The organism is Pseudomonas sp. GZJR-8 (assembly GCF_002916705.1).
Taxonomy (GTDB): domain Bacteria; phylum Pseudomonadota; class Gammaproteobacteria; order Pseudomonadales; family Pseudomonadaceae; genus Aquipseudomonas; species Aquipseudomonas synxantha_A.
This window is the reverse complement of sequence record NZ_JXSI01000010.1, coordinates 91,500-108,241: the sequence shown is the minus strand read 5'-3', so window position 1 is coordinate 108,241 and position 16,742 is coordinate 91,500. Positions and strand designations below refer to the sequence as shown.

The window sequence follows — 16,742 nt, the reverse complement described above, 5'->3', positions numbered from 1 at the left end:
GCGGGGGGGTGGCGGGAGCCATGAAAAACATGGGGCTGACGCGCCTGGTGCTGGTCGAACCGCGGGTGTTCCCGCACCACGAGGCCGATGCCCGTGCATCCGGCGCCAATGACCTGCTGGCAAACGCCCAGATCGTCGCCACCCTGGAAGAGGCTCTGGTCGGCTGCAACCTGGTGCTCGGCACCAGCGCTCGCGATCGGCGTATCCCCTGGCCGCTGCTGGATCCGCGTGAGTGCGGCACCAAAGTGGTGGAAGAGGCCATCGGCGGTGCCGAAATTGCCTTGGTATTTGGCCGTGAAGATTCCGGCCTCACCAACGAAGAGCTGCAGCGATGTCATTATCACGTGCATATCCCCTCAGACCCTGAGTTCAGCTCGCTGAACCTCGGGGCGGCGGTGCAAGTGTTGACGTACGAAGTGCGCATGGCCTGGCTGGCTGCTGCCGGCCAGCCGAGCAAAGTGGAAAAGGACGAAGTGGCGTCGACCAAAAGTGGTGAGCTGGCCACCATGGACGAGCTGGAGCGGTTCTATGAGCACCTGGAGCAAACCCTGGTGGCCATCGAATTCCTCGATCCTGAAAAGCCACGGCACTTGATGGCGCGCCTGCGTCGTTTGTACGGTCGCAGCTCGGTGAGCCGGGCGGAGATGAATATATTGCGTGGCATCCTCACGGAAACCCAGAAAGCGGCCCGTGGTGAGCTTCTTAAGCGGAAGGATTAAAAATGTTCGAGCGTTTGCGAGAAGATATCCAGAGTGTTTTCCATCGTGACCCGGCGGCGCGCAACGCCTTTGAAGTGCTGACCTGCTATCCGGGCCTGCACGCGATCTGGATTCACCGTCTGTCCGGCGCCTTGTGGGGCATGGGCTGGAAATGGCTGGCCCGGCTGGTGTCGAACTTCGGTCGCTGGTTGACCGGCATCGAGATTCATCCGGGCGCCAAGGTGGGCCGTCGCTTCTTTATCGACCATGGCATGGGTATTGTCATAGGCGAGACCGCCGAGATCGGTGATGACGTGACGCTTTACCAAGGTGTGACCCTGGGCGGTACTACATGGAATAAAGGCAAGCGTCACCCGACCCTGGAAAATGGTGTGGTGGTGGGGGCGGGCGCCAAGGTGCTGGGGCCCTTTACCGTGGGTGCCGGTGCCAAGGTAGGTTCCAACGCCGTGGTGACCAAGGCTGTACCTGCTGGCGCCACCGTGGTGGGTATTCCGGGTCGCATCATCGTCAAACCAGAGGTCGGCGACGAGCAGGAGGCCAAGCGCAAGGCCATGGCCGAGAAGATCGGTTTTGACGCCTATGGCGTCAGCGAAGACATGCCCGATCCGGTGGCTCGCGCCATTGGTCAGCTGCTTGATCATCTGCAAGCAGTGGACGGCAAGCTGGACGGTATGTGTGGTGCGCTGAAGGATCTGGGCAGCCCATACTGTGCGAAGGATCTGCCTGAGTTGCGCGAAGAGGACTTCGCCGAGATCAAGGACGAGGCCGCCACCAAGGCAAGCTGAAGTCCCAAGGCCGCCAGAGATCCCTGTGGGAGGGGGCTTGCTCCCGATAACGGTGGGTCAGCTAACTGATAAGTGACTGACATTCAGTCATCGGGAGCAAGCCCCCCTCCCACATTTTGATCTCCATTGGTCTCGAGATCTCTGCCAGGCCCTGTTCCCGCTGGTCCATCCCACCCCATCCTGCTATGATTCGCGCGCCCTTTTTACGGGTATTCCTGACTAAAGTACTAGGTCTTATAGTTGACTTAAATACTCGGGAATCGCATACTTGCTCCCATTCTGAAACACCTTGGTACTTGTCCATGAGACTGACTACAAAAGGCCGATACGCGGTGACCGCCATGCTTGACCTGGCCCTGCACGCGCAAACTGGGCCGGTGTCCCTGGCCGATATCTCCGAGCGCCAAGGCATTTCCCTGTCCTACCTCGAGCAGCTGTTCGCCAAATTGCGCCGCAGCAATCTGGTTTCCAGCGTTCGTGGTCCAGGTGGTGGCTATCAATTGTCCCGCGACATGCAGGGCATTCAGGTGGCCCAGGTGATCGACGCGGTCAACGAATCCGTCGATGCCACCAAATGCCAGGGTTTGGGTGATTGCCACGCCGGCGACACCTGCCTGACACACCACTTGTGGTGTGACTTGAGCCTGCAGATCCATGAGTTTTTGAGTGGTATCAGCTTGGCTGATCTTGTGACTCGCCGTGAGGTGCAAGAAGTAGCCCAGCGTCAGGACCAGCGCCGTTGCAATACCAAGGCGCCGCGTCTGGACAAGATCGAAGCGTCCGCCGTCGAGTGACAGCCGAAGAGCTAACGGCGTGCCAGCCAGCCTGATTTAGGAGAAAGTCCATGAAATTGCCGATTTACCTTGATTACTCAGCGACCACCCCGGTTGATCCGCGTGTTGCGCAAAAAATGAGCGAATGCCTGCTGGTTGACGGAAACTTCGGCAACCCGGCCTCCCGTTCCCACGTATTCGGCTGGAAGGCCGAGGAAGCGGTCGAGAACGCGCGTCGCCAGGTCGCTGATCTGGTCAACGCCGACCCGCGTGAAATCGTCTGGACGTCCGGTGCTACCGAGTCCGACAACCTGGCTATCAAGGGTGCGGCGCATTTCTACGCAACCAAGGGCAAGCACCTGATCACCACCAAGATTGAGCACAAGGCTGTCCTCGACACCATGCGCCAACTGGAGCGTGAAGGTTTCGAGGTGACTTACCTTGAGCCCACCACCGACGGTATCGTCACCCCTGCGATGATCGAAGCCGCGATGCGTGAAGACACCATCCTGGTTTCCGTGATCCACGTGAACAACGAAATCGGTACCATCAACGACATCGCCGCCATCGGCGAGCTGACGCGCTCCAAGGGTGTGTTGCTACACGTCGACGCTGCTCAGTCTACCGGCAAGGTCGATATCGACCTGTCCAAGCTGAAAGTCGACCTGATGTCGTTCTCGGCCCACAAGACTTACGGCCCTAAAGGCATCGGCGCTCTCTACGTCAGCCGCAAGCCACGCGTGCGCATCGAAGCGACCATGCACGGTGGCGGCCACGAACGCGGCATGCGTTCGGGCACCCTGGCGACCCACCAGATCGTCGGCATGGGTGAAGCCTTCCGCGTAGCCAAGGAAGACATGGCTGCCGAAAACGTACGTATCAAGGCCCTGAGTGATCGCTTCTACAAGCAGGTCGAGAACCTTGAAGAGCTGTACATCAACGGCAGCATGACTGCCCGTGTACCGCACAACCTGAATTTGAGCTTCAACTATGTCGAAGGCGAGTCGCTGATCATGGCGCTCAAGGACCTGGCGGTCTCGTCCGGTTCGGCCTGTACCTCGGCATCCCTTGAGCCTTCGTATGTATTGCGCGCCCTGGGCCGCAACGACGAACTGGCACACAGCTCGATCCGCTTTACGTTCGGCCGCTTCACCACTGAAGAGCAAGTCGACTATGCCGCGCAGAAGGTCTGCGAAGCCGTCAACAAGCTGCGCGTTCTGTCGCCGCTGTGGGACATGTACAAAGACGGTGTCGATATTTCCAAGATCGAGTGGGCGGCACACTAAATATAGAAGCCGCCACCCAAGCTCTGTAGGAACGTGGCGGTAAACGCAGGCGTTTCTACAGGGTTCCAGAGCGGCCCTGATGAGTGAGGATTCAGTACCATGGCTTACAGCGAAAAGGTCATCGACCACTACGAAAACCCGCGCAACGTCGGCAAGATGAACGCGGAAGATCCTGATGTCGGCACCGGCATGGTCGGCGCTCCGGCGTGCGGCGATGTGATGCGCCTGCAGATCAAGGTCAACGAACAGGGCATTATCGAAGATGCCAAGTTCAAGACCTATGGCTGCGGTTCGGCCATCGCCTCCAGTTCCCTTGCGACCGAGTGGATGAAAGGCAAGTCCCTGGATGAGGCTGTCACAATCAGCAACACCCAGCTGGCCGAAGAACTGGCCCTGCCGCCAGTGAAAATCCACTGCTCCGTACTCGCTGAAGACGCCATCAAGGCGGCGGTTCGCGACTACAAGCAGAAGAAAGGCTTGATCTAAGCATTTGGCGACGAGTAAGGAGTCAACGATGGCTATCAGCATGACAGAAGCGGCTGCGCAGCACATTCGCCGCTCCCTGAATGGGCGCGGTAAAGGTGAGGGGATTCGTCTGGGTGTACGCACCACGGGCTGTTCCGGCCTTGCCTACGTGCTGGAGTTTGTCGACGAGGTGGTTGAAGAGGACCAGGTGTTCGAAAGTCACGGCGAGAAAGTGATCATCGACCCCAAGAGCCTGACCTACCTGGACGGCACCGAGCTCGATTTCGTCAAGGAAGGGTTGAACGAAGGCTTCAAGTTCAACAACCCCAACGTGCGCGGTGAATGTGGCTGCGGCGAAAGCTTCAACATCTGAGGCTACTCGTGGGTACTCCTTGTCATTTCGCTTTATTCGAGCTGCAGCCGAGCTTTCGGCTGGACCTCGAGCAGCTTGCCACGCGCTATCGAGAACTGGCGCGTGGGGTGCATCCGGACCGCTTTGCCGACGCTTCCGAGCGTGAGCAACGCCTGGCCCTGGAGCAATCGGCCAGCCTCAACGAAGCCTATCAGACGCTCAAAAGCCCCCCCAAACGCGCGCGCTATTTGCTGGCGATGAAGGGCGGTGAGTTGCCGATGGAAGTCACCGTGCATGACCCGGACTTCCTGATGCAGCAGATGCAATGGCGTGAAGAGCTCGAAGATCTGCAGGACGAAGCCGATGTGGCGGGTGTCGCGGTCTTCAAACGTCGTCTGAAAACTGCCCAGGACGAGCTCAACGAAAGCTTTGCGGCCTGTTGGGATGATGCTGCGCAACGTGAACAGGCCGAGCGCCTGATGCGGCGTATGCAGTTCCTCGACAAGCTCACCTACGAAGTGCGCCAGCTAGAAGAGCGCCTCGACGATTAACCCAGTGCTGCCCGTGATGCACGCCTGATAGACAGATAAGACCTGATTACCATGGCCCTACTGCAAATCGCCGAACCCGGCCAAAGCCCTCAACCGCACCAGCGTCGCCTGGCGGTCGGGATTGACCTGGGCACCACCAATTCCCTGGTTGCTGCCTTGCGCAGCGGCCTGTCCGAGCCTCTGCCCGATGCCGATGGGCAGGTGATCCTGCCGTCCGCCGTGCGTTACCACCCTGATCGTACCGAAGTGGGTGAGTCGGCCAAGTTGGCCGCGTCCTCGGACCCCCTGAACACTGTGCTGTCGGTCAAGCGCTTGATGGGTCGTGGGCTGTCCGACGTCAAGCAGTTGGGCGACCAGTTGCCGTACCGCTTTGTCGGCGGTGAGTCCCATATGCCGTTTATCGACACCGTCCAGGGCCCGAAAAGCCCGGTCGAAGTGTCGGCTGATATCCTCAAGGTGCTGCGTCAGCGTGCGGAAAAAACCTTGGGCGGCGAGCTGGTCGGGGCGGTGATCACCGTTCCGGCGTATTTCGATGACGCCCAGCGCCAAGCCACCAAGGACGCGGCGAAACTGGCGGGCCTGAATGTACTGCGCCTGCTCAACGAGCCGACCGCTGCGGCTGTGGCCTACGGCCTCGATCAGCACGCTGAAGGCCTGGTCGCCATTTATGATCTGGGCGGCGGCACCTTCGATATTTCGATCCTGCGCCTGACCGGCGGCGTTTTCGAAGTGCTGGCCACCGGTGGCGACAGCGCCCTGGGCGGCGATGACTTCGACCACGCCATCGCCGGCTGGATCATCACCAGCGCCGGTTTGTCTGCCGACCTGGACCCGGGCGCGCAGCGTAACTTGCTGCAAACTGCCTGTGCGGCCAAAGAAGCACTGACGGACGCCAACTCTGTAGAGGTTTGCTACGGCTCATGGTCGGCTCAACTGACCCGTGAGGCCTTCGATGCGCTGATCGAGCCGATGGTCGCTCGCAGCCTCAGAGCTTGCCGCCGTGCCGTACGTGACTCCGGTGTTGAACTGGAAGATGTGGCGGCCGTGGTCATGGTTGGCGGTTCGACCCGTGTGCCGCGCGTGCGCGAAGCCGTCGCCGAAGCCTTTGGTCGCCAGCCGCTGACTGAAATCGACCCGGATCAAGTGGTCGCCATCGGTGCTGCGATCCAGGCCGACACCCTGGCCGGCAACAAGCGCGACGGTGGCGAATTGCTGCTGCTCGACGTGATCCCGCTGTCCCTGGGGCTGGAAACCATGGGCGGCCTGATGGAGAAGGTGATTCCACGCAACACCACCATCCCCGTCGCCCGTGCCCAGGATTTCACCACCTACAAAGACGGCCAGACGGCCATGATGATTCACGTGCTGCAAGGCGAGCGCGAGCTGATCAGCGACTGCCGCTCCCTGGCGCGCTTTGAACTGCGCGGCATCCCGGCGATGGTGGCCGGTGCAGCGAAGATTCGCGTCACCTATCAGGTCGACGCCGATGGCCTGCTCAGCGTGGCTGCGCGTGAACTGGCCTCGGGCGTTGAGGCCAGCATCCAGGTCAAACCGTCCTACGGCCTGACCGACGGCGAAATCGCCAAGATGCTCAAGGACTCGTTCCAGTATGCCGGTGACGACAAGGTTGCCCGCGTACTGCGTGAGCAGCAAGTGGATGCCCAGCGCCTGCTCGAAGCGGTGCAGGGCGCCCTTGAAGCCGACGGCGAGCGCCTGCTGGATGCCGAAGAGCGCATGGTCATCGACCTGCAGATGCAGGAATTGGCCGAACTGATGAAAGGCAACGATGGTTACGCCATCGAGCAACAGACCAAGCGCCTGTCGCAAGTGACTGATGCCTTTGCCGCCCGTCGTATGGATCAGACGGTGAAAGCCGCACTGGCGGGCCGCAACCTGAATGAAATCGAGGAATAACTGATGCCGCAGGTCACTTTTCTACCGCACGCCGAACACTGCCCGGATGGCATGGTCGTGGAGGCAGAGACCGGCAAGTCCCTGCTTGACGTCGCGCACGACAACCATATCGAGATTGAAAGTGCGTGTGGTGGCGTCAATGCCTGCACCACTTGCCACTGCATCATTCGTAAAGGTTTCGACAGCCTTAATGAGGCTGACGACCTGGAAGAAGACTATCTTGATAGGGCGTGGGGGCTGGAGCCGACGTCGCGTCTGAGTTGCCAGGCGAAAGTGGGGACTGAAGACCTCACCGTTGAAATTCCGAAATATTCGCTCAACCATGCCGCCGAAGCGCCGCATTGATTCAAGGAACTGTCATGAGCCTGAAATGGGTTGATGTACAAGAAATCGCTATACAACTTGCCGAAGCTCACCCTGAGGTCAATCCTCTTACCGTGAACTTCGTCAAGCTGCGCAACCTCGTAATGGCGCTGCCGGATTTTGACGACATCCCTGACCGGGGTGGCGAAAAGGTCCTGGAGGCGATTCAAGGCCTGTGGATCGAAGAAGCAGACTGAGCCGCCTTTTTACGCAGTTAGGCAATACCCAATAACCCGCGTATAATTCGCGGGTTTAATTTTTCGTAAATTACCGTTTCTGGAGTTACACCATGGCTGTTCAACGTACTTTCTCCATCATCAAGCCTGACGCTGTTGCAAAAAACGTCATCGGCGAGATCACCACTCGTTTCGAAAAAGCCGGCCTGAAGGTTGTAGCTTCGAAACTCAAGCAACTGTCCAAGGCTGAAGCTGAAGGCTTCTACGCTGAGCACAGCGCTCGTGGCTTCTTCGGCGACCTGGTTGCCTTCATGATCTCCGGTCCTGTTGTTGTTCAGGTTCTGGAAGGCGAAAACGCTATCGCTCTGAACCGTGAGCTGATGGGCGCTACCAACCCTAAAGAAGCGGCTGCCGGCACCATTCGTGCTGACTTCGCTGAGTCCATCGATGCCAACGCTGTTCACGGTTCGGACTCCGAAGCCGCTGCTGCTCGCGAAATCTCGTACTTTTTCGCTGCTACTGAAGTAACCGCTCGCTAAGCATCGGCTTAAAGAGTGAGGGTGAATCCATGACTACATCGACTGTTAAAACCAACCTGCTGGGTCTGACTCAGCCGGAAATGGAGAAATTCTTCGACTCAATCGGGGAGAAGCGTTTCCGTGCCGGTCAGGTAATGAAGTGGATTCACCACTTTGGCGTCGACGATTTCGACGCCATGACGAACGTCAGCAAGGCCCTGCGCGACAAGCTCAAGGCCATTGCCGAGGTGCGTGGTCCCGAGGTTGTCAGCGAGGACATCTCCAGCGACGGCACCCGTAAATGGGTGGTGCGCGTGGCGTCCGGCAGCTGCGTCGAGACCGTGTACATTCCCCAGGGCAAACGCGGCACCTTGTGCGTTTCGTCCCAGGCAGGCTGTGCCCTGGATTGCAGTTTCTGCTCCACCGGCAAGCAAGGCTTCAATAGCAACCTCACCGCCGCCGAAGTCATCGGCCAGGTGTGGATTGCCAACAAATCCTTTGGCAGCGTCCCGGCGACCGTCGACCGTGCCATCACCAACGTGGTGATGATGGGCATGGGTGAGCCGCTGCTGAACTTCGACAACGTGATTGCGGCCATGCACCTGATGATGGACGACCTGGGCTACGGCATCTCCAAGCGCCGTGTGACCCTGTCGACCTCCGGCGTGGTGCCGATGATCGATGAGCTGGCCAAGCACATCGACGTCTCCCTGGCGTTGTCGTTGCACGCACCGAATGACGCATTGCGTAACCAATTGGTGCCGATCAACAAGAAGTATCCGCTTAAGATGCTGCTCGAATCTTGCCAGCGTTACATGGCGACCTTGGGTGAGAAGCGTGTGCTGACCATTGAGTACACCATGCTCAAGGACATCAACGACAAGGTCGAGCACGCGGTCGAGATGATCGAGTTGCTCAAGAACACGCCGTGCAAGATCAACCTGATCCCGTTCAACCCGTTTCCACATTCTGGCTACGAGCGGCCGAGCAACAACGCCATCCGCCGTTTCCAGGATCAACTGCACCAGGCCGGCTACAACGTCACCGTACGCACCACCCGTGGTGAAGACATCGACGCCGCCTGTGGCCAATTGGTAGGGCAGGTGATGGACCGCACCCGCCGCAGCGAACGTTATATCGCCGTGCGCGAACTTAACGCCGCCGAAGATTTGCCGCAAATTGCTGTGAATCGAATCTGAGAGAGGATCTCTATGCCCTTGCGCCTTGCGCTGCTTTTACTGCTTACCGGCCTCGTTGCCGGTTGTGTTTCATCGGGCCATGACAGCCCTTTGCACACCACTAAAGGCCGTGATGAGGCGCGGGTTGCCTATGTGCAATTGGGCTTGGGGTATTTGCGTCAAGGTATGAGCGAGCAAGCCAAGGTGCCGCTGAAAAAGGCCCTTGAACTGGACAGCGCGGATGCCGATGCCAACGCCGCACTGGCTCTGGTGTTTCAGGCCCAGGCAGAGCCTGAGCTGGCCGACCGCTATTTCAGCAAGGCCCTGGCTTCCCGTCCTGCCGATCCCAGCTTGCTGAACAACTATGGCAGTTTCCTGTTCGAGCAGAAACGGTATGACCAAGCCGCCGCTTATTTCCAGCAAGCCAGCGCCGATACTCTTTATCCTGAGCGTTCGCGGGTGTTCGAGAACCTCGGGGTGACCTCGATGCGCCTGGGTCAGCGCGACAGCGCGCGTCAGCAGCTGGAAAAAGCCCTGCATCTGAACAGTCGCCAGCCACGGGCTTTGCTCGAAATGGCTGAGTTGTCTTACGAAGACAGGCATTATGTGCCGGCACGAGACTATTACGAGCGTTTTAGCCTGCTCAGCGGGCAAAATGCACGTAGTCTATTGCTCGGTGTGCGCCTGGCGACGGTTCATGAAGAACACGACACGGCCGCACGTTTTGGCCAGCAACTCGAACGACTCTATCCCGGTACGCCGGAATATCAGCAATACCTGTCGGAGCAATGATGAAAGCCGCGCACCCGGAAGATGTAGCAGCTAATCGCGTAAACCCAGGCGAAACCTTGCGTCAGGCCCGCGAAAGCAATGGTTGGTCGCTGGCGGAAGTGGCCCTCAAGCTCAATTTGACCAGCACGTCCCTGGCCAATCTGGAAGCCGGCGCGTTCGACAAGCTGCCTGGGCACACCTTTGCCCGTGGCTATATTCGCGCCTACGCCAAATTGCTGGGTATTGACCAGGCCGTGTTGGTGCAGGAATTCGACCAGTTCACCGGTACCGATGCCCAGGGCAGCAATGTCCATGGCCTTGGGCGCATCGAAGAGCCAACGCGAGTTTCCCACACGATTTTGCGGATTGTCAGCCTGTTGCTGCTGGTTGCCGTGGTCGGCGGCGGTTTCGTCTGGTGGCAAGACCAGGCCTCCCAGCGCAACAAAGACCTGACCAGCAACGCCATGGAGCACGTCGAAGTCGAAAGCGCCGATGGCACCACCCAGATTCATCCGCTGGACGAGCCGGAAGACCAGGCGGTTGCCGAAGGGCAGGCCGCACCGCAAGTGCCGGCTACGGCTGAGCAGCCGGCGCCGCAAGTGGGCACCACGCCTGCTGACACTGCGGCGGTACAGGCGCCGGTGACCCCGGCAGCACCCGTGGTTCAAGCTCCTGCGGCACCCGCACCCGCACCCGCACCCGCGACGCCTGCGCCAGCCGCACCGGCAGCGCCAGCAATGTCGCCTCCGACCACCCCTGCGTTGATCGCCGGTGACGGGCGCGTACAGATCACCTTCATCGCTGACTGCTGGACGCAGGTCACCGATGGCAACGGCAAAGTGCTGTTCAGCGGTTTGAAGCGTAAGGGAGATACGCTTGACCAGGGCGGCAAGCCTCCTTTGACGCTGCGTCTGGGCTTTGCCCGTGGCGCGCAAGTGGCCTACAACGGCCAGCCTGTAGACGTGGCGCCGTTCACCAGTGGCGAGACCGCTCGCCTCAAGTTGGGACAATAGTCATGCACGGCGAATCTCCAATCAAACGTCGCGTATCGCGCAAGATCTGGGTCGGCTCGGTGCCCGTGGGGGGCGATGCCCCCATTGCAGTGCAAAGCATGACCAACAGCGACACTAACGATGTGGCCGCCACCGTCGCCCAGATCAATCGCCTGGAAGCGGCCGGCGTAGACATCGTGCGGGTTTCCGTACCGGACATGGATGCCGCCGAGGCTTTCGGCCGCATCAAGCAGTTGGTCAAGGTGCCGCTGGTTGCCGACATTCACTTCGACTACAAGATTGCACTGCGCGTGGCCGAGCTGGGTGTGGACTGCCTGCGTATCAACCCGGGCAACATCGGTCGCGAAGACCGCGTGCGCGCCGTGGTGGACGCTGCCCGTGATCGTGGGATTCCGATCCGCATTGGCGTGAACGCCGGCTCCCTGGAAAAAGACCTGCAAAAAAAATACGGCGAGCCTACCCCGGCGGCGCTGGTCGAGTCGGCACTGCGCCACGTTGAGCACCTGGAGCGCCTGAATTTCCAGGACTTCAAGGTCAGCGTAAAGGCCTCCGATGTGTTCATGGCGGTAGAAGCCTACCGCCTGCTGGCCAAGGAAATCGTGCAACCACTGCACTTGGGTATCACTGAAGCTGGCGGTTTGCGCTCAGGCACAGTGAAATCTGCGGTGGGTCTCGGTATGCTGCTCGCCGAAGGGATTGGCGATACTATCCGCATCTCCCTGGCGGCAGACCCCGTAGAGGAAGTGAAGGTCGGCTACGACATTCTCAAATCCCTGCGTTTGCGTTCCCGTGGTATCAACTTCATTGCCTGCCCGAGCTGCTCGCGGCAGAACTTCGACGTGGTGAAAACCATGAACGACCTGGAGCTTCGCCTCGAAGACCTGCTGGTGCCGCTGGATGTCGCAGTCATCGGTTGTGTGGTCAACGGGCCGGGTGAGGCCAAAGAGGCTCATGTGGGCCTGACCGGTGGTACGCCGAATTTGATTTACATCGACGGCAAGCCGTCGCAGAAGCTAACGAATGACAATCTGGTGGATGAGCTGGAAAAGCTGATCCGCGAGAAAGCGGCCGAGAAGGTCGCCGCTGACGCAGCGCTGATCGCTCGCGGCTGATTGAACGAATTTAAGGATTTGATGTGAGCAAGTCTCTGCAAGCCATTCGTGGCATGAACGACATCCTGCCGGAGCAGACGCCACTGTGGCGCTACTTCGAAAGCACTGTCGCGCGCCTGCTGGATAACTACGGTTACAAGCAGATCCGCATGCCGATCGTCGAGTTCACCGAGCTGTTCAAACGCTCCATCGGTGAAGTGACCGACATCGTCGAAAAAGAGATGTACACCTTCGAAGACCGCAACGGCGACTCCCTGACCCTGCGTCCGGAAGGCACTGCCGCGTGCGTGCGCGCCGTACTGGAACATGGCATCACCGGTGGTGGCCAAACCCAGAAGCTCTGGTACATCGGCCCGATGTTCCGCCACGAGCGCCCGCAGAAAGGCCGCTATCGCCAGTTCCACCAGATCGGTTGCGAAGTCTTCAACCTTGACGGCCCGGACATCGACGCCGAGCTGATCGTGCTGACCTGGCGTCTGTGGGGCCAACTGGGCATCCGCGATGCGGTCAAGCTCGAACTCAACAGCCTGGGTACCAGCGAGTCCCGGGGCCGCTATCGCGAAGCCCTGGTCGAATACCTGTCGGCTCACCTGGATAAATTGGACGAAGACAGCCAGCGCCGTCTGAAAACCAACCCGTTGCGCGTTCTGGATACCAAGAACGCCGACACCCAGGCCGTATTGGTCAATGCACCGAAAATGGCCGATTACCTGGACGACGAATCCCGCGTGCACTTCGAGGGCCTCAAGGCTCGCCTGGATGCCGCGGGGATTCCCTACGTGATCAACCCCAAGCTGGTGCGTGGCCTCGACTACTACAGCAAGACTGTATTCGAGTGGGTCACCGACAAGCTCGGCGCCCAAGGCACCGTGTGTGCCGGTGGTCGCTACGACGGCCTGGTCGAGCAAATGGGCGGCAAGCCGACTACGGGCGTGGGCTTTGCCATGGGTATCGAGCGACTGATCCTGTTGCTGGAAACCCTTGAACAGGTTCCCGAAGAAATTTCCCGTCAGGTGGACGTGTACCTGTGCGCTTTTGGCGAGGCTGCCGAACTCGCCGCCCTGGCCTTGAGCGAGAAGGTGCGCGACCAACTGCCGAACCTGCGCCTGCAGATCAATGCCGGCGCCGGCAGCTTCAAGAGCCAGTTCAAGAAGGCCGACAAGAGTGGTGCGCTGTACGCACTGATCCTTGGCGATGACGAATTGGCCCAGCAAGTGATAGGTTTCAAACCCCTGCGTGGCCAGGGTGAACAACAGAACGTTGCCTTTGATGCGCTCGCTGCGCACTTGGCCACCTGCGTCGTGCAGGGTTGAAGCTGTCGAACAGCCGAATTTAGCGATTAAGGAGTATTGGGGTGTCGAGTACTGATGATGAGCAACTGGCCGAGTTCAAGGACTGGTGGCAGCGTAACGGCAAGCCCCTGGTCACTGGCGGCCTGCTGGCTTTAGTGGTGGTGTTCGGCTGGCAAGCCTGGACCAAGTATCAGGCCAACCAATCCCAGGGCGCCTCGATCGTTTACCAGCAATTGCTGGAAACTACCCTGACGCCGGACGGCAAGCCTGACCCTGCACAGGTGGCAGACCTGGCTGGCAAGCTGAAAAACGAATTCGGCGGTAGCACCTACGCCCAGTACGGCAGCCTGTTCGTCGCGAAGGTCGCGGTCGATACCGGCAAGCTGGATGACGCAGCCACCGAGCTGAAGGCCATTGCCGACAAGCCGACCAACCCGACCCTGGGTGAAATCGCACGTCAGCGCCTGGCACAGGTATTGGCGGCACAGAACAAGGCTGACGAAGCACTCAAACTGCTCGACGGCGATGCTGACAAGGCATTCGTGGCCACTCGCGAAGAGCTCAAGGGCGACCTGTTGGTCCAATTGGGTCGTACCGACGAAGCCCATGCTGCGTACCAAAAAGCCAAGGCGGCGCTGTCTGATGAAGCGGCGGTCGGTGGCTTACAAATCAAGCTCGACGACTTGGCCAAAGGGGATGCGTGACGTGATCCGTTGGAAACATGCAGCATTGCTGGCTCTGGCCGTTTTGGCCGCGGGTTGCAGCAGCAACAGCAAAAAAGAACTGCCGCCTGCCGAGCTGACCAGCTTCAAGGAAGAAGTGGTCCTGCAAAAACAATGGAGCCAATCCATTGGTGACGGGCAGGGCGACCTCTACAACCTGTTGCAGCCGGCGATCGACGGCGACAACATCGTGGCCACTGATTCCACTGGCGTCGTGGTTGCCATGGATCGCATGAACGGCGACGTCAAGTGGAAGAAAGACCTCGAGCTGCCGGTTTCCGGTGGTGTGGGTGTCGGCTACGGCATGGTGCTGATCGGTACGCTCAAAGGTGATGTGGTCGCACTCGACTCCAGCACCGGCGAAGAGAAATGGCGCGCTCGCGTGACCAGTGAAGTGCTCTCGGCGCCAGCGACCAACGGCGATATCGTCGTGGTGCAGACCCAGGATGACCGCGTAATCGGTCTGGATGCCTCCACTGGCGACCAACGCTGGTTGTACGACAGCACCCCGGCGGTGTTGACCCTGCGTGGTACCAGTGGTCCGATTGTGACCAACAATCTCGCTGTGGCTGGCCTGTCGACCGGTAAAGTAGTCGCCCTGGATATCCAGAACGGCGTGCCGGCGTGGGAAACCCGTGTGGCTATCCCGCAAGGCCGTTCCGAGCTGGACCGCGTCGTGGACATCGACGGTGGCCTGCTGCTGTCGGGTGAAACTCTCTACGTGGCCACCTATCAGGGCCGTGTTGCCGCGCTGGACCTGCAAAGCGGCCGCATCAACTGGCAGCGTGATGCTTCCAGCTATGCGGGTGTCGCCCAAGGGTTTGGCAGCGTCTACGTGAGCCTGGCCTCCGGCACCGTTGAAAGTGTCGATGAGCGTTCCACCACTGCACTGTGGAGCAACGACTCGCTGGCTCGCCGCCAACTGTCGGCACCGGAAGTCTTCTCCAGCTACGTAGCAGTCGGTGACTTTGAAGGTTACCTGCACCTGCTGAGCCAGGTGGATGGTCGCTTTGTCGGTCGCCAACGTATCGACAGCGACGGCTTGCGTGCGCGTCCGCTGGTGGTAGGTAACATGCTTTATGTGTATGGCAACGGCGGCAAGCTGGAAGCCCTGACCATCAAGTAAGAACCATGCTTGGGGTAACACCCAGGCGGCCCTGCTTTTGCGGGGCATGCGGCATCTGACGATGCTGCCCCGAGCACCAGCCGCTGCCCTGCAGCGGCTTTTGTATTTTCTGAAATAACGAAGTGGAGAGCCGCATGGTTCCCGTAATCGCCCTGGTGGGCCGACCTAACGTCGGCAAGTCCACCTTGTTCAACCGCCTGACCAGGACTCGCGACGCCATTGTCGGCGACTTGTCCGGTCTGACCCGTGATCGCCAATACGGTGAGGCAAAGTGGCAAGGGCGCTCCTACATTATTGTCGACACCGGTGGTATCTCCGGTGACGAGCATGGCATGGACGAAAAAATGGCCGAGCAGTCGCTGCTGGCCATTGAAGAAGCCGATGTCGTGTTGTTCCTGGTGGACGCCCGCGCGGGCTATACCGCCGCTGACCAGATGATTGGCGAGCACCTGCGCAAGCGCAACAAGCGTTCCTATCTGGTCGCCAACAAGATCGACAACATCGATCCTGAGGCGGCCCGTGCCGAATTCAGCCCGATGGGCCTCGGTGATGCGATCCCGGTCGCGGGTGCCCACGGCCGTGGCATCACCCAGATGCTGGAAATCGCCCTGCGCGACTTCCCCAAGGATGATGTCGAGGAAGAAGAGGGCGAGGAAGAGATCGTCGCTGAAGGCGAGGAAGCCAAGCGCATTCCTGGCCCGAGCGAAAAAGACGGTATCAAGATCGCTATCATCGGCCGCCCGAACGTCGGCAAGTCGACCCTGGTCAACCGTATGCTCGGTGAAGACCGCGTTATCGTCTACGACCAGCCCGGCACCACTCGCGACAGTATCTACATCCCGTTCGAGCGTAACGACGAGAAGTACACGCTGATCGACACCGCTGGTGTGCGCAAGCGCGGCAAGATCCACGAAGAAGTTGAAAAGTTCTCCGTGGTCAAAACCCTGCAAGCGATCAAAGACGCCAACGTGGTGATCTTCGTGATGGACGCCCGCGAAGGCGTGGTGGACCACGACCTCAACTTGCTGGGCTTTGCCCTGGAAGCCGGTCGGGCCCTGGTGATCGCGATCAACAAGTGGGACGGCATGACGCCGAGCGAGCGCGATTTCGTCAAGATCGAACTGCAGCGTCGGTTGTTCTTCGTCGAGTTCGCCGATATCCACTTTATCTCGGCACTGCACGGTACTGGCGTGGGTAACCTCTACGCCTCGGTACAGAACTCGTTCAAGTCCGCGGTCACCCGCTGGCCGACCAACCGTCTGACCCAGATCCTCGAAGACGCCGTGGGCGAGCACGCACCGCCGATGGTCAACAACCGTCGGATCAAACTGCGTTACGCCCACTTGGGTGGTGCCAACCCGCCGATTATCGTGATCCACGGTAACCAGATCGAGAAGGTGCCCAAGTCCTACGTGCGTTACCTGGAAAACACTTACCGCCGAGTCTTGAAACTGGTCGGTACGCCGATCCGTATCGAGTTCAAGGGTGGCGAGAACCCATACGAAGGCAACAAGAACACACTGACCGACCGTCAGGTGAACAAGAAGCGTCGTTTGATGACTCACCACAAGAAGGCCGACAAGAAGCGCCGTGACAAGAAATAACGGCAGCTTTGCGTTGTAAGCG

General features: G+C 59.6%; 19 protein-coding genes. All 19 read left to right on the top strand.

From position 1 onward, the window contains the following. A partial coding sequence (locus tag TK42_RS19475) for an RNA methyltransferase (protein WP_256584609.1) occupies positions 1-719 on the top strand: 719 nt, incomplete at its 5' end. A 2-nt stretch (positions 720-721) separates the two neighbouring features. Continuing rightward, positions 722-1,504: a serine O-acetyltransferase gene (gene cysE, locus TK42_RS19470; protein ID WP_032879602.1), complete on the top strand. Its 783-nt coding sequence runs from the start codon at positions 722-724 to the stop codon at positions 1,502-1,504. 302 nt (positions 1,505-1,806) lie between these two features. After that, on the top strand, positions 1,807-2,298 hold the full coding sequence (gene iscR / locus TK42_RS19465; RefSeq protein WP_003194020.1) for a Fe-S cluster assembly transcriptional regulator IscR: 492 nt from the start codon (positions 1,807-1,809) through the stop codon (positions 2,296-2,298). Between the two features lie 50 nt (positions 2,299-2,348). After that, positions 2,349-3,563 carry an IscS subfamily cysteine desulfurase gene (locus TK42_RS19460; RefSeq protein ID WP_003194019.1) on the top strand — a complete coding sequence of 405 codons (1,215 nt, stop codon included), beginning with the start codon at positions 2,349-2,351 and terminating at the stop codon, positions 3,561-3,563. Positions 3,564-3,662: 99 nt separating this feature from the next. After that, a complete protein-coding gene (gene iscU, locus TK42_RS19455; protein ID WP_032879603.1) occupies positions 3,663-4,049 on the top strand; it encodes a Fe-S cluster assembly scaffold IscU in 387 nt (128 codons plus the stop codon). A 28-nt stretch (positions 4,050-4,077) separates the two neighbouring features. Next, complete coding sequence (gene iscA, locus TK42_RS19450; protein ID WP_003209680.1) at positions 4,078-4,401, top strand: iron-sulfur cluster assembly protein IscA; 324 nt, start codon at positions 4,078-4,080, stop codon at positions 4,399-4,401. Between the two features lie 8 nt (positions 4,402-4,409). Beyond that, the gene (hscB, locus tag TK42_RS19445) at positions 4,410-4,931 is read left to right on the top strand and encodes a co-chaperone HscB (protein WP_005791186.1); all 522 of its coding nucleotides are present in this window, start codon (positions 4,410-4,412) and stop codon (positions 4,929-4,931) included. A gap of 51 nt (positions 4,932-4,982) precedes the next feature. Further along, positions 4,983-6,845: a Fe-S protein assembly chaperone HscA gene (hscA, locus tag TK42_RS19440; protein WP_078822258.1), complete on the top strand. Its 1,863-nt coding sequence runs from the start codon at positions 4,983-4,985 to the stop codon at positions 6,843-6,845. 3 nt (positions 6,846-6,848) lie between these two features. After that, complete coding sequence (gene fdx / locus TK42_RS19435; RefSeq protein ID WP_005791182.1) at positions 6,849-7,190, top strand: ISC system 2Fe-2S type ferredoxin; 342 nt, start codon at positions 6,849-6,851, stop codon at positions 7,188-7,190. Between the two features lie 14 nt (positions 7,191-7,204). Then, positions 7,205-7,405, top strand: a complete 201-nt coding sequence (iscX, locus tag TK42_RS19430) for a Fe-S cluster assembly protein IscX (protein WP_032879605.1) — start codon at positions 7,205-7,207, stop codon at positions 7,403-7,405. Between the two features lie 92 nt (positions 7,406-7,497). After that, entirely contained in the window at positions 7,498-7,923 is a 426-nt protein-coding gene (gene ndk / locus TK42_RS19425; protein WP_003175956.1) for a nucleoside-diphosphate kinase, read from the top strand. A 29-nt stretch (positions 7,924-7,952) separates the two neighbouring features. Beyond that, positions 7,953-9,101, top strand: coding sequence for a 23S rRNA (adenine(2503)-C(2))-methyltransferase RlmN (gene rlmN / locus TK42_RS19420; RefSeq protein WP_005791178.1), 1,149 nt, complete (start codon positions 7,953-7,955; stop codon positions 9,099-9,101). A gap of 12 nt (positions 9,102-9,113) precedes the next feature. Then, on the top strand, positions 9,114-9,872 hold the full coding sequence (gene pilW, locus TK42_RS19415) for a type IV pilus biogenesis/stability protein PilW (RefSeq protein ID WP_103734904.1): 759 nt from the start codon (positions 9,114-9,116) through the stop codon (positions 9,870-9,872). Further along, the gene (locus tag TK42_RS19410) at positions 9,872-10,864 is read left to right on the top strand and encodes a RodZ family helix-turn-helix domain-containing protein (protein ID WP_103734903.1); all 993 of its coding nucleotides are present in this window, start codon (positions 9,872-9,874) and stop codon (positions 10,862-10,864) included. Before pilW ends, TK42_RS19410 begins: the two co-directional genes overlap by 1 nt. A 2-nt stretch (positions 10,865-10,866) precedes the next feature. Beyond that, on the top strand, positions 10,867-11,976 hold the full coding sequence (ispG, locus tag TK42_RS19405) for a flavodoxin-dependent (E)-4-hydroxy-3-methylbut-2-enyl-diphosphate synthase (protein WP_003175952.1): 1,110 nt from the start codon (positions 10,867-10,869) through the stop codon (positions 11,974-11,976). Positions 11,977-11,999: 23 nt separating this feature from the next. Further along, entirely contained in the window at positions 12,000-13,289 is a 1,290-nt protein-coding gene (gene hisS / locus TK42_RS19400; protein WP_032879608.1) for a histidine--tRNA ligase, read from the top strand. A gap of 41 nt (positions 13,290-13,330) precedes the next feature. After that, on the top strand, positions 13,331-13,972 hold the full coding sequence (locus TK42_RS19395) for a YfgM family protein (RefSeq protein WP_003194010.1): 642 nt from the start codon (positions 13,331-13,333) through the stop codon (positions 13,970-13,972). Continuing rightward, positions 13,965-15,116, top strand: coding sequence for an outer membrane protein assembly factor BamB (bamB, locus tag TK42_RS19390; RefSeq protein ID WP_103734902.1), 1,152 nt, complete (start codon positions 13,965-13,967; stop codon positions 15,114-15,116). The genes TK42_RS19395 and bamB overlap by 8 nt, the downstream gene beginning before the upstream one ends. 134 nt (positions 15,117-15,250) lie before the next feature. Continuing rightward, positions 15,251-16,720 (top strand): ribosome biogenesis GTPase Der, encoded by a 1,470-nt coding sequence (gene der / locus TK42_RS19385; protein ID WP_005791167.1) that lies wholly within the window; start codon positions 15,251-15,253, stop codon positions 16,718-16,720. Positions 16,721-16,742: the final 22 nt, after the last annotated feature.